At 61.7% G+C, this 12,366-nt stretch carries 13 protein-coding genes; 2 read left to right on the forward strand and 11 right to left on the reverse strand.

Translation table 11 applies throughout. From position 1 onward, the window contains the following. Window positions 1-16 precede the first annotated feature (16 nt). From APH34_RS16395 to APH34_RS16410, 4 genes are all read right to left on the reverse strand, one after another. On the reverse strand, window positions 17-577 hold the full coding sequence (locus tag APH34_RS16395) for a phage baseplate assembly protein V (protein WP_054902087.1): 561 nt from the start codon (window positions 575-577) through the stop codon (window positions 17-19). Beyond that, complete coding sequence (locus APH34_RS16400; RefSeq protein ID WP_054902088.1) at window positions 574-1,071, reverse strand: hypothetical protein; 498 nt, start codon at window positions 1,069-1,071, stop codon at window positions 574-576. The genes APH34_RS16395 and APH34_RS16400 overlap by 4 nt, the downstream gene beginning before the upstream one ends. An 11-nt stretch (window positions 1,072-1,082) precedes the next feature. Continuing rightward, on the reverse strand, window positions 1,083-1,421 hold the full coding sequence (locus APH34_RS16405; RefSeq protein WP_054902089.1) for a phage holin family protein: 339 nt from the start codon (window positions 1,419-1,421) through the stop codon (window positions 1,083-1,085). Window positions 1,422-1,884: 463 nt separating this feature from the next. Further along, window positions 1,885-2,622 (reverse strand): XRE family transcriptional regulator, encoded by a 738-nt coding sequence (locus APH34_RS16410; protein WP_054902090.1) that lies wholly within the window; start codon window positions 2,620-2,622, stop codon window positions 1,885-1,887. A 184-nt stretch (window positions 2,623-2,806) separates the two neighbouring features. Here APH34_RS16410 and mutS point away from each other — a divergent pair, with 184 nt between their 5' ends. Then, on the forward strand, window positions 2,807-5,380 hold the full coding sequence (gene mutS / locus APH34_RS16415) for a DNA mismatch repair protein MutS (protein ID WP_054902091.1): 2,574 nt from the start codon (window positions 2,807-2,809) through the stop codon (window positions 5,378-5,380). 140 nt (window positions 5,381-5,520) lie between these two features. Further along, complete coding sequence (gene fdxA, locus APH34_RS16420; protein ID WP_054891051.1) at window positions 5,521-5,844, forward strand: ferredoxin FdxA; 324 nt, start codon at window positions 5,521-5,523, stop codon at window positions 5,842-5,844. Window positions 5,845-6,345: 501 nt separating this feature from the next. Here the strand turns inward: fdxA and rpoS are convergent. From rpoS to fghA, 7 genes are all read right to left on the reverse strand, one after another. Next, on the reverse strand, window positions 6,346-7,353 hold the full coding sequence (gene rpoS, locus APH34_RS16425; RefSeq protein WP_008099655.1) for an RNA polymerase sigma factor RpoS: 1,008 nt from the start codon (window positions 7,351-7,353) through the stop codon (window positions 6,346-6,348). A gap of 108 nt (window positions 7,354-7,461) precedes the next feature. Beyond that, entirely contained in the window at window positions 7,462-8,319 is an 858-nt protein-coding gene (locus APH34_RS16430; protein WP_054902092.1) for a peptidoglycan DD-metalloendopeptidase family protein, read from the reverse strand. 165 nt (window positions 8,320-8,484) lie between these two features. Continuing rightward, on the reverse strand, window positions 8,485-9,123 hold the full coding sequence (locus APH34_RS16435) for a protein-L-isoaspartate(D-aspartate) O-methyltransferase (protein WP_177337033.1): 639 nt from the start codon (window positions 9,121-9,123) through the stop codon (window positions 8,485-8,487). A gap of 38 nt (window positions 9,124-9,161) precedes the next feature. Beyond that, the gene (gene surE, locus APH34_RS16440) at window positions 9,162-9,911 is read right to left on the reverse strand and encodes a 5'/3'-nucleotidase SurE (RefSeq protein WP_054902094.1); all 750 of its coding nucleotides are present in this window, start codon (window positions 9,909-9,911) and stop codon (window positions 9,162-9,164) included. After that, window positions 9,899-10,957, reverse strand: a complete 1,059-nt coding sequence (gene truD / locus APH34_RS16445) for a tRNA pseudouridine(13) synthase TruD (RefSeq protein ID WP_054902095.1) — start codon at window positions 10,955-10,957, stop codon at window positions 9,899-9,901. The genes surE and truD overlap by 13 nt, the downstream gene beginning before the upstream one ends. Further along, a complete protein-coding gene (gene ispF, locus APH34_RS16450) occupies window positions 10,954-11,427 on the reverse strand; it encodes a 2-C-methyl-D-erythritol 2,4-cyclodiphosphate synthase (protein ID WP_054902096.1) in 474 nt (157 codons plus the stop codon). The genes truD and ispF overlap by 4 nt, the downstream gene beginning before the upstream one ends. Before the next feature lie 76 nt (window positions 11,428-11,503). Beyond that, window positions 11,504-12,358 (reverse strand): S-formylglutathione hydrolase, encoded by an 855-nt coding sequence (fghA, locus tag APH34_RS16455; protein ID WP_054902097.1) that lies wholly within the window; start codon window positions 12,356-12,358, stop codon window positions 11,504-11,506. Window positions 12,359-12,366: the final 8 nt, after the last annotated feature.

Raw genomic sequence — 12,366 nt, forward strand, 5'->3', positions numbered from 1 at the left:
CAGTGGCGGGCCTGGTTCAATGCTTGTGGTTGGCGGTATTGCCGGCGGTGTCGATGATTCGGCCGCCGCCATTGATGTCGCCGCGTACCGTCAGCGGGCCATCGATGACGACGTTGCCCGTGAGATTGATAGCGCCCGCCTGCAGGCTGATCGCGCCATCGTTGACCTGCACAGCGCTGGCCCCGACCTTGATGCTGACATTTCCACTGGGCAGCTGGATGTCGTAACGCCGTGCCTGCCAGTCGTAGGTCAGCGAGCCCCCGTCGTCGAACTGCCAGACTTCGGCATGCTCGCGCAGGTCCGGTGGATTGCCGGCATTGCCATAGAGGCCGGGTATGAACGTACCTTGGGCCGGCTCGCCACTCGGGCTGAGCAAGACACCCTGCTCTCCCAGGCTGGGTGCCCGCCAGTGGCGGGCCTTGCCAGCGGCCAGCGCATGCCAGCGCAGCCAGGCGCTGGTCCAGCCACTGCCGTCGGAAACCCGCACCCGGGCGGCGGCAAGGTCTACAGCCACCACCCGGCAGGGGATGAGCAGACAGGCCAGCATGCGGTCATGCATTGCACTGACGTAACTCATGACAGCTCTTCCGGGGTAATGTAGTGGCCTTCGTTACCCAGCCCCACATCAGGTGCAAACCCCAGCATCAGGCTGCCTGGTGGCTGGTCCGGCCAGTCCCAGCGCGGCTCACCGAGCAGCACCGGTTGGTCCCAGCGCACCGTCCAGGCACTGCCTTCGAACTGCGCCTGTACATTGCGGCTGGCTTCGACAAACTCCAGCGCCCAATGCTGCTGGCGCAGCAGGTCCATCAGTTGCGCGGCCAGCAGGCTACCCTGCAGGCGAGCCTCGGGGTTGGCGCTGTCGGCGATGATGTCTGCCTCGAACGTAGCGATCAGCACCGAGCGGCCGTCACGCGGTGCAGTATCGGCCGTCATGCGCACGATGCCATGGCGCAATGTCGGCCGTTCAGGAGCACTTGCGACAGTTGCATATGCATCAACTGACGCCAGCTCCGGCATAGCCTCACGAATGATTGCGGTCACTGCCGCATGTAAAGTGGCCAGTTCGCTCATGCCTGTTCTCCTTATCGCTCGTCGATAGACGCGTTGTCGCGCAACCCCAACCGCCGGATGGCCCAGCGTTCGTAAAGGCGCATGGCGACATCCGCCCCGCCCACCGCGGTAAGGCAGCCAAACGCACTGGCCGCCCAGATCGACAGCCCACCGGCATACAGCAGCATCACGGTGGAAACGCCGCAGACCATGCAGGCCCCGGAGCGCAGCGCCAGCCGTCGCAGCAGCGACCAGCCCGTGGCACCGGCCTTGTCGGCTCGCCACATTTCGCCGCTGAGGCCGCCCAGCAATGCCAGGACGATTACCAGCCAGAGCGGCATTTCCAGCAACGCTTGTTGCTCGTTCGTCACTGTCCTGTCTCCTGTGTAATGCCTGCCGGCGCTAGCCAGCAGGTCGGTTGTGGGTTAACTCGGTATTCCAAAAAGCCCGGTTCCCAGGCTTTTCAGTAATACGTTGTCGAACCGCCGGCCACGACTGGTGACGCCGTGCGGTTGCGCTGCAAATTAGTGACTCCGACCGCGGCCACCTGCCCGCCGGATAACTGATCGTGGTGCTTTACGCTGCACACCCGGGCCAGTTGCCAACCCTCTGAACAGTTGAGGCCTGTTCATCGCTGCCTGTGTCACAACCGGTTTACGTCCGGCTTGAGACACAGGCTATGCATTCATGCATATGCAGTCAATGCATTTCTTCACATTTCTATGCGAAGGATTTTGCTGAAATGCATGAAAGCCTTGCCCGCTCTGGGTTGTAGGAGTTTTCTCTAGGCGAAAAAAAACCCGCCGAAGCGGGTTTCTTGAGAAGAAGGAGTGGTCAGCGAGCGTACATGCCCCACCAGAACACATGCCCCAGCAGGCTGATCTGCTCTTCTTGCATCTGCTGGAAGCTGTAGTCCTCATCAGGGTGCTCGTCACGGTTGAAGCTGCGCAAGCGTATGCCGATGGGCAGGCGGTAAACCTGTTTCACCCGCAACTGGCCATTGTGGTTAATGGCATACAGGTCGCCGTCGATGATGTCACCGATCGAGCATTTGCCAGTATTGACACCCACCGTGGCGCCATCGCGCAGTACCGGCAGCATGCTATTGCCGCGTACGGTCACGCATTTGGCCTGGTCGAACTGCACACCGTTATGGCGCAGGCTGCGCTTGCCAAAACGCAAGCGCGCCCGCTCGCTTTCCTCGATGACGAATCTTCCTGATCCTGCTGCCAATTCGACCTCGCGAAGAAAGGGTACGGACACCTCGTCGTCCTCGACGGGCGTTTCATCGTCCCACAGGCTGATGTCGCTGAGGTCCGCATGGCCATGGGCGGGTTGCGCCGCTTCACGTGATTCGCCAAGTGCTGCACGGCCGCGTAACTGCTCGGTGCTTACCCCAAAGTAGTCGGCGATCTTCGACACGTGTTTGTCCGAAGGATCGACGATCTTCCCGCTGAGGATGCGCGACAGGGTGGACTGAGGTACGCCCGTGCGCCGGTGCAGCTCTGTCGGGGACAGGCCGTGGCGGTCGAGCAGTTCTCTGAGTACTGAAGCTACATTGCGTTTTTGCATAACGTGCATAATGCAATTGGCCGACAGGAAATGCAATACAGCCGTCTTTATAAGCGTGCGTGCGTCCTCCGGCTGGCGCAAGCGATTGCATTGAACGCCCTTGCTGCCCTGCAACGCGGCGAAAAAGCCTGTACCATTGCGGGTTTCATAATCGCCAACCAGATCACCCGCTGTAAGGCCCTGAATGTCTGATCTTTCCGCACACACCCCGATGATGCAGCAGTACTGGAAGCTGAAGAATCAGCATCCGGACCAGCTGATGTTCTACCGCATGGGCGACTTCTACGAAATCTTCTACGAAGATGCGAAAAAGGCCGCGAAACTGCTGGATATCACCCTGACCGCGCGCGGTCAGTCGGCCGGCCAGTCGATCCCCATGTGCGGGATTCCGTTCCATTCGCTGGAAGGCTATCTGGCCAAACTGGTCAAGTTGGGCGAGTCCGTGGTGATCTGCGAACAGATTGGCGACCCGGCTACCAGTAAAGGTCCGGTGGAGCGCCAGGTGGTGCGGATCATCACCCCCGGCACCGTCAGTGACGAAGCGCTGCTCGACGAGCGCCGTGACAACCTGATTGCAGCGCTGTTGGGCGATGAACGCCTGTTCGGTCTGGCAGTGTTGGACATCACCAGCGGCAACTTCAGCGTTCAGGAAATCAAAGGCTGGGAGAACCTGCTGGCCGAGCTCGAACGCCTCAATCCAGTTGAGCTCCTGATCCCGGACGACTGGCCCCGTGACCTGCCCGCCGAAAAACGCCCGGGCGCCCGCCGACGTGCCCCGTGGGATTTCGACCGTGACTCGGCGCGCAAGGCGCTGTGCCAGCAGTTTGCAACCAAGGACCTCAAGGGCTTCGGTTGCGACAAGCTGACCCTGGCCATCGGTGCCGCCGGTTGCCTGCTGACCTACGCCAAGGAAACCCAGCGCACCGCTCTGCCCCACCTGCGCAGCCTACGCCACGAGCGCCTTGACGACACCGTGATCCTCGACGGTGCGAGCCGCCGCAATCTGGAGCTGGACATCAACCTGGCGGGAGGGCGCGACAACACCCTGCAGTCGGTGGTCGACCGCTGCCAGACCGCCATGGCCAGCCGCTTGCTGACCCGCTGGCTGAACCGCCCGCTGCGCGACCTGAAAACACTACAGGCACGGCAGGACTCGATCCGCTGCCTGCTCGATAGCTACCGCTTCGAGAAACTGCAGCCGCAGCTCAAGGAAATCGGCGATATCGAACGCATCCTGGCGCGTATCGGCCTGCGCAATGCCCGACCGCGTGATCTGGCGCGCCTGCGAGATGCCCTGGGTGCCTTGCCTGAGCTGCAAAATGCCATGGCCGAACTGGAGGCACCGCACCTGGCACGCCTGGCCGCGATCACCGGCACCTACCCAGAGCTTGCCAGCCTGCTGGAACGCGCCATCATCGACAACCCGCCAGCGGTGATCCGCGACGGCGGCGTACTCAAGGCCGGCTACGACAGCGAACTGGACGAACTGCTGGCGATCAGCGAGAACGCCGGCCAGTTCCTCATTGATTTGGAAGCCCGCGAAAAAGCCCGCACCGGCCTTGCCAACCTGAAGGTCGGCTACAACCGTGTGCACGGCTACTTTATCGAGTTGCCCACCAAACAGGCCGAGCAGGCCCCGGGCGACTACATTCGCCGGCAAACCCTAAAAGGTGCCGAGCGCTTCATCACGCCAGAACTCAAGGCGTTCGAGGACAAGGCGCTATCGGCCAAAAGCCGTGCCCTGGCCCGCGAGAAGATGCTCTACGACGCACTGCTCGAAACCCTGATCAGCCACCTCGCGCCGCTGCAGGACAGTGCCGCTGCGCTGGCCGAGCTGGATGTGCTGAGCAACCTTGCCGAACGTGCGCTGACACTCGACCTGAACTGCCCACGCTTCGTCGACGAACCCTGCCTGCGTATCGACCAGGGCCGTCACCCAGTAGTCGAGCAGGTCTTGACCACACCGTTCGTGGCCAACGACCTGAGCCTGGACAACAGCACACGCATGCTGATCATCACCGGCCCGAACATGGGCGGTAAGTCCACTTACATGCGTCAGACCGCACTGATTGTGCTGCTGGCACACATCGGCAGTTTCGTCCCGGCAGCCAGTTGCGAGCTGTCGCTGGTCGACCGCATCTTCACCCGCATCGGTTCGAGCGACGACCTGGCAGGCGGTCGCTCGACCTTCATGGTCGAAATGAGCGAAACCGCCAATATCCTGCACAATGCCACCGATCGCAGCCTGGTGCTGATGGATGAGGTAGGCCGCGGCACCAGCACCTTCGACGGCCTGTCGTTGGCTTGGGCGGCTGCCGAGCGCCTGGCACAGTTGCGCGCCTATACGCTGTTCGCCACCCATTACTTCGAGCTGACCGTACTTCCGGAAAGCGAACCGCTCGTGGCCAACGTGCACCTTAACGCCACCGAGCACAACGAGCGTATCGTGTTCCTGCACCACGTGTTGCCGGGCCCTGCCAGCCAGAGCTATGGCTTGGCGGTGGCGCAGCTGGCGGGTGTACCATCCCCGGTCATACAGCGTGCCCGCGAGCACCTGGGTCGTCTGGAAACCAGCAGCCTGCCGCATGAGTTGCCGGCGGCCAAGAAGACCAAGGGTGAGCCGCAGGCGCCGCACCAGAGCGACCTGTTTGCCAGCCTGCCCCACCCGGCCATCGAGAAGCTGGGTAAGCTGGAGCTGGACGACATGACCCCGCGTCAAGCTATCGAAATGCTATATCAACTAAAGAACCTGTTATAACGGCGCCCACTACAAGCTGGTAGAATCCGCCGCGGTTTGCTGGTGCTGCAGGTTATTAGCCTGGCCTGCAGCCACATGCCTGTAAACCGCGCGGCCCTGAGAGGAAGGGCCGCCGCCGTTGCCTGAGGAGAGAACTAGAAATGACCTTCGTCGTCACCGACAACTGCATCAAATGCAAATACACCGACTGCGTGGAAGTCTGTCCGGTGGACTGCTTCTACGAAGGCCCGAACTTCCTGGTCATTCACCCGGACGAGTGCATCGATTGCGCGCTGTGCGAGCCTGAGTGCCCGGCCCAGGCCATTTTCTCGGAAGACGAAGTGCCTGCAGGCATGGAGAATTTCCTCGAGCTCAACGCCGAGCTGGCGGAAATCTGGCCGAACATCACCGAGCGTAAGGACCCCTTGCCTGACGCCGAGGAATGGGACGGCAAGCCTGGCAAGATTGCCGACTTGGAGCGTTAATCGCTCGGATACGAAAAAGGCCCACAACGGGCCTTTTTTCATTTTATGCAGGCAAAAAAAAGGGGCGGTTTGACCCGCCCACATTTTTTCCGTAGTCCCTGATTGTCCCAAACATCATCCTGATGAATCGCTTCTTGCGATGTCCTTGGCCTTCGTCCTGAAAGCCTGTGCATGTCCCTGTGCACAGTTCGAATACTAGCGACTTCGGTGGCGCAGGCAACTGCAAAACCTCTCAGGAAGTTACCGGGGACACATTTCCACAAATCAAAAAAAATCATTATTTTCAGTTACTTACGATTTTTTCGGATCTGAAAACGACAATGATTTACTACTCCTTACATGCATGGCTTACACCACGAGTAAGCAAAGGCTTACACGCAATGCATCTGGGGTAGCGTTGGACTTAATGCTTGGCCCTCACGATGACGGCACGAGCGGCAGGCCTGACACAAACAAAAACGCCCCGAGGTATTCGGGGCGTTTTTGTTTGCGGGTAATCGCTTACTGGAACAGCGACTCGCTGGAAAGGCCGTTCTTCTCGAGAATCTCGCGCAGGCGCTTGAGGCCCTCGACCTGGATTTGCCGAACCCGCTCACGGGTCAGGCCGATCTCCAGGCCAACATCTTCCAACGTGCTGCTCTCATGACCACGCAGGCCGAAGCGACGGACGACCACCTCACGCTGCTTGTCGGTCAGCTCACCCAGCCACTGATCGATGCTCTGCGACAGGTCGTCATCCTGCAGCAATTCGCACGGGTCGGTTGGCCGATCGTCGGTGAGGGTATCGAGCAGGGTCTTGTCTGAATCCGGGCCGAGGGAAACGTCGACCGAAGAGACTCGTTCATTGAGACCAAGCATACGCTTGACCTCTGCGACGGGCTTCTCCAGCAGGGTGGCGATTTCTTCAGGAGACGGTTCGTGATCGAGCTTCTGTGTCAGCTCCCGCGCAGCACGCAGGTAGACATTGAGCTCCTTGACCACATGGATCGGCAAACGAATGGTGCGGGTCTGGTTCATGATGGCCCGCTCGATGGTCTGGCGAATCCACCAGGTCGCATACGTCGAGAAACGGAAACCACGCTCCGGGTCGAACTTCTCGACCGCCCGGATCAACCCCAGGTTGCCCTCCTCGATCAAATCGAGCAGGGAGAGGCCGCGATTCACGTAGCGACGGGCAATTTTCACAACCAGGCGCAGGTTGCTTTCGATCATGCGCTTGCGGCCAGCGGGGTCGCCCTTTTGCGACAGACGCGCAAAATGCACTTCCTCTTCCGGCGACAGCAGAGGCGAGAATCCGATCTCGTTGAGATACAACTGGGTAGCATCGAGCGCCCGGCTGTAATCGATGTACTTGTGTTGCTTGAGCGAAGAGCCTGACTTGGCTCTGGTCCGAACCGACGGTACAGCAGGTTCGTCTGACACCACATCCGTTTCCAAAACGATGCCCGTCTCCATGAGGAGGACGTCATCGTCGATGTCAAACTCCGGCGCTTCTTTATTGAGAGCCATTGTTATAGTCCTTTGCTGAGTTCGAACTCAGACTCAAGCAACGCCTGCATCCCTGGCATCGCTGGAGCCTGTCCCCTCTACATCACAGGAACAGGCCGGGTACAACAATCAACGGCGTGGCAGGAACTGGAGAGGATCGACGGGTTTGCCCTGGCGGCGAATCTCGAAATGCAGCTTCACCCGATCAGTGCCCGTAGACCCCATTTCAGCAATCGACTGCCCTGCCTTGACCTGCTGCCCCTCCCGAACCAAAAGCCTGCGGTTGTGACCGTAGGCACTGACGTAGGTATCGCTGTGCTTGATGATGATCAGTTCGCCGTAGCCCCTCAAGCCACTCCCGGCATAAACCACCGCACCATCAGACGCAGCAAAAACAGGCTGTCCCAAATCACCGGCGATATCAATGCCTTTATTCAAACTACCGTTTGAAGCGAATTTTCCAATCAGCACGCCATTGGCCGGCCAGGTCCAGCCGCCAACGGCACGCTCTGCGGCGGGCACCGTGGTAACCACCGGTGTAGCCGTGGTTGGGGTTGTTGACGCCGTTTTACCGCCGCTCCCCGCAGGCGTGATAGTCGTCCCCACGGGGCGACGAATGACCGTAGTCTTGCTTGACGATGAGGGGTTGGACACCACGGTGGTGCTGCCGGTGGAGCCGCTGCTGAAACGGATCGCCTGGCCTGGACGGATGGTATAAGGGGCAGCGATACCGTTACGCGCGGCCAGCTCCTTATAGTCCCAGCCATAACGGAAGGCGATGGAGAACAGCGTATCTCCAGGTTTGACGATGTACTGCCCAGAGGTCACGGTCGGCCGCTTGGGCGCCGCGTTGTTGCGGTCGACCACGCGCGCACCGCTCGAGCCGGTGCTGGAGCAACCCGCCAGCAGGGTGCCCATGGCCAGTGCAATCACCAGAAGCTTGAAACCCGACCGATCCTTGCGCTGCCGAATGACTGTGTGACCCACCCGCGCTCCCCTCATGGTGCCGAAAATCGATAATACGACAAGAAATGCAATAATGTTGCAATTATAACCAAGCCCAGACGCATTGGCAGGCTCGTCAGCAATGCTCCGCCAGATAGACAGGGCGGCGCGGCTAGAATTCGTCGCCGCTGCAAAAAATCCGCGATATCAGGCCAACGGGCCGTTCAACAGTGGCACGAAGCGCACCGCCCCCAGCACGCGCCGTGAGAAGCCGTGCTCCTCGCGGACGATCAGCATCAGTTGCTGAACCTCTCCAGCCGGGCCCACCGGGATCACCATGCGACCGCCCGGCGCCAATTGGTCGAGCAATGCCTGTGGTACTTCCGGCGCCACCGCAGTGACGATGATGCCGTTGTAGGGGGCCAGCGCCTGCCAGCCTTCACATCCGTCCCCCCACCGAAACACCACGTTGCGCAGGTTCAACTCGACCAGGCGCTCTTTGGCGCGGTCCTGCAGAACCTTGATCCGCTCCACCGAGAACACGCGCTCCACCAGCTGGGCCAGGATAGCTGTCTGGTAACCCGAGCCAGTGCCGATCTCCAATACCTTGTCCAGCGGCCCTGCCTCCAGCAGCAGCTCGCTCATGTGCGCCACCATGAACGGCTGGGAGATGGTCTGGTTGTGCCCGATCGGCAGTGCGGTGTCTTCGTAGGCGCGGTGCGCCAGCGCCTCATCGACGAACAGGTGGCGTGGCGTGCGGCGAATGGCGTCCAGTACTTTGCTGTTCGACACCCCCTCCTCCAGCAAGCGCTGGATCAGCCGCTCCCGCGTGCGCTGAGAGGTCATGCCGATACCACGGCGCTGCAGATCGTCCTGTTCGCGCATCAGAGCACGCCCTCCAGCCAACCATCGAGCTGCTCGAAAGCGTCGTTGAACGTGCGGTCCAGCTGCAGCGGAGTGATCGACACGTAACCTTGCATCACCGCATGGAAGTCGGTACCCGGCCCGCCATCCTCGGCGTCACCGGCCACGGCGATCCAGTAGCCTTCCTTGCCACGCGGATTGACCACCTTGGTGGGCGCCGCAGCCCGCGCCCGGTGACCGAGGCGGGTCAACTGGATACCCCGAATGTGCTCCAGCGGCAGATTGGGGATATTGACGTTGAGCACGGTGCGCGGCGGCAGTGTCAGGCGCGATTGCGCCTCCACCAGGCGGCGGGCGATATAGGCCGCGGTTGGCAGGTTGTCGGGCAGGCGCGACAACAACGAGAACGCCAGCGACGTGCCCCCCAGAAAACGCCCTTCCAGCGCAGCCGCCACCGTGCCGGAATAGATCACGTCATCGCCCAGGTTGGCACCGAGGTTGATACCCGACACGACCATGTCCGGCGTATAGGGCAACAGCCCATTGAGCCCTAGGTGCACGCAGTCTGTGGGCGTGCCATTGAGGCTGATGAAGCCGTTGGCCAGGGTCTGCGGGTGCAGCGGCCGGTCCAGCGTCAGCGAACTGCCGGCGCCGCTCTTGTCTTGATCCGGGGCGATCACAACGCACTCGGCATAATCCGCCAGCGCAGCATGCAGCGCGGCGAGGCCAGGTGCGGTAACACCGTCGTCATTCGAAATCAGAATACGCATGGGCTGTCCGTCTGCCCTGCCGGCACCAGATCGACGAGTTCGCGCACCACGACGGTGGCGAAGCATCCGGCCGGAAGGACGAATTCCAGTTGCAGGATATCAGGCTCGGGATAATGCCACGTCAGGCCGCCAATAGGGAGCCGCAGGATGCGCCGTTCTTGACTCATGCCTGCACCGGCAAGCCATTGGCACAGCGCTGGATGCTGCGCGGCGACGGCCGCCTCCCGTTCGCCAGCCACACCCGCTGCGGGTGTCGGGCCTTCACCCCACATCGGACCGGTGGGGTGCAAATCGAGAATGGCCAGGCGCGGATCGCTACATTCCTGCTCGCCAGCAGGGAAAAAGCTACGGCTGTCGGTGAACGCCAACAGGTCACCGACCTGAGCACGCTGCCAACTGCCATCGGCAACACGGGCCGCCAGCACCTGATTGAACACATAGCTGCGTGCGGCAGACAGCAGGCGCGAGCGCACATTGCGCTGTTCCGGCAGAGCCTTGCGCGCAGCCCAGTCCTGAGCGTCGTGGATGTTGCCGCCAGCATGCCCAAAGCGCTGACTGCCGAAATAATTCGGCACCCCTTGCTGCTTGAGCAATGCCAGGCGGGCATCGAGTGCCTGATGCTCGGCCGTCATGGCCGTCAGGCGCAGGGTGAAGCCATTGGCCGAGTGGGCACCGCGCTGCAGCTTGCGCTGGTGGCGTACCTGTTTGAGTACGCGCAGGCTGGCATCTTCTGCCCGCGACAGGTCTGGGTCGGCCTTGCCCGGCAGATGCAGGCTGAACCACTGCCGCGTCAGGGCCTGACGATCCTTGAGGCCGGCATAGCTGATCGAGCGCACCGGCACACCGGCGGCACGGGCCAGACGACGAGCGGCCTCTTCGGTGTTGAGGTCACGCTTTTCGACCCACAGCCACAGGTGCTCGCCCTGGCCGGACAACGGGATGTCCAGCACTTCGTCGACCTGGAAGTCTTCAGCCACTGCCTTGAGCACGGCGCTACCCAGCGAATCACCCGAGGCGCGCGGGCCCAGCAGGTCCTGCTCGGTCATGCTGGCAGCAGCAGGGCGACCGCATGCACGGCGATGCCCTCCTCGCGACCCGTGAAGCCCAGTTTCTCGGTGGTGGTGGCTTTGACGTTGACCTGGTCGAGCTCGACCTGCAGGTCTTCAGCGACCTGTTGGCGCATGGCTTCAATATGCGGGGCCATCTTTGGCGCCTGGGCAACGATGGTGGTGTCGACGTTGCCGACTTTCCAGCCCTTGGCCTGGACAATGCCGACCACATGGCGCAGCAGTACGCGGCTGTCGGCGCCCTTGAACTGCGGGTCGGTATCGGGGAAGTGTTTGCCGATATCACCCAGCGCTGCCGCGCCAAGCAGGGCATCGCTCAGGGCGTGCAGCAGCACGTCACCGTCGGAATGGGCCAGGAGGCCGTATTTGTGGGGGATACGCACCCCACCCAGGGTAATGAAATCACCGTCGCAGAAACGGTGCACATCGTAGCCGTGGCCAATACGCATAGAAAAACGCCCTGATTGAGTCAGGGCGTGATTCTACCTGCTTTGCAGGTGGTTGGGCGGCTTTTGGACCGCAGCCTTACACCCTGCCCAGTGCCACCGCATGATGGCGCAGGTGTTCATCGATGAAGCTGGCAATGAAGTAGTAGCTGTGGTCATAGCCAGGCTGCAGGCGCAGAGTCAGCCCATGGCCGCCCTTGCGTGCCGCCTGCTCCAGCGCCTCAGGCTTGAGCTGTTGTGCGAGAAAGTCGTCCCGGTCGCCCTGATCGACCAGCAGCGGCGGGCATTCGCCCGCAGGCGTCTCGGCCAGCAGCACGCTGGCATCCCACTCCCGCCAGCGCGCACGGTCGTCACCCAGGTAGCGGCTGAAGGCCTTTTCACCCCACGGGCAATCCATCGGATTGCTGATCGGCGAAAACGCCGATACCGACCGATAGCGCCCCGGGTTGCGCAGGGCGCACACCAGCGCGCCATGCCCGCCCATCGAGTGGCCACTGATGCTGCGCCGGTCAGAGGCCGGGAAGTGCGCCTCGATCAGTGCCGGCAGCTCATGCACCACATAGTCATGCATGCGATAGTGCTGGGCCCAGGGCTGCTGGGTGGCGTTGAGGTAGAAACCCGCCCCCAGCCCAAAGTCCCAGGCGCCATCAGGGTCGCCCGGCACCTGCGCGCCACGCGGGCTGGTGTCCGGCGCGACGATGATCAGGCCAAGCTCGGCAGCCAAGCGCTGGGCGCCGGCCTTCTGCATGAAGTTCTCATCGGTGCAGGTAAGGCCGCTCAGCCAGTACAGCACGGGCAACTTCGCGTCCTGCTCGGCCTGCGGTGGCAGGTAGACAGCAAACACCATGTCGCAGCCCAGCACCTTGGATTGATGCCGGTAACGCTTGTGCCAGCCGCCGAAGCTCTTCTGGCAGGAGATGTTATCCAGGCTCATGGCAGACC

It is taken from the genome of Pseudomonas sp. NBRC 111131 (assembly GCF_001320525.1).
Classification (GTDB): domain Bacteria; phylum Pseudomonadota; class Gammaproteobacteria; order Pseudomonadales; family Pseudomonadaceae; genus Aquipseudomonas; species Aquipseudomonas ceruminis.

Excerpts from the sequence above, each read along its gene's own strand:
- APH34_RS16400 (WP_054902088.1), bottom strand. The coding sequence starts at position 1,071 with ATGAGCGAACTGGCCACTTTACATGCGGCAGTGACCGCAATCATTCGT.
- fdxA (WP_054891051.1), top strand. The coding sequence starts at position 5,521 with ATGACCTTCGTCGTCACCGACAACTGCATCAAATGCAAATACACCGAC.
- surE (WP_054902094.1), bottom strand. The coding sequence starts at position 9,911 with ATGCGTATTCTGATTTCGAATGACGACGGTGTTACCGCACCTGGCCTC.
- ispF (WP_054902096.1), bottom strand. The coding sequence starts at position 11,427 with ATGCGTATTGGCCACGGCTACGATGTGCACCGTTTCTGCGACGGTGAT.
- fghA (WP_054902097.1), bottom strand. The coding sequence starts at position 12,358 with ATGAGCCTGGATAACATCTCCTGCCAGAAGAGCTTCGGCGGCTGGCAC.
- truD (WP_054902095.1), bottom strand. The coding sequence starts at position 10,957 with ATGACCGAGCAGGACCTGCTGGGCCCGCGCGCCTCGGGTGATTCGCTG.
- APH34_RS16410 (WP_054902090.1), bottom strand. The coding sequence starts at position 2,622 with ATGCAAAAACGCAATGTAGCTTCAGTACTCAGAGAACTGCTCGACCGC.
- mutS (WP_054902091.1), top strand. The coding sequence starts at position 2,807 with ATGTCTGATCTTTCCGCACACACCCCGATGATGCAGCAGTACTGGAAG.
- APH34_RS16435 (WP_177337033.1), bottom strand. The coding sequence starts at position 9,123 with ATGACCTCTCAGCGCACGCGGGAGCGGCTGATCCAGCGCTTGCTGGAG.
- APH34_RS16395 (WP_054902087.1), bottom strand. The coding sequence starts at position 577 with ATGAGTTACGTCAGTGCAATGCATGACCGCATGCTGGCCTGTCTGCTC.
- rpoS (WP_008099655.1), bottom strand. The coding sequence starts at position 7,353 with ATGGCTCTCAATAAAGAAGCGCCGGAGTTTGACATCGACGATGACGTC.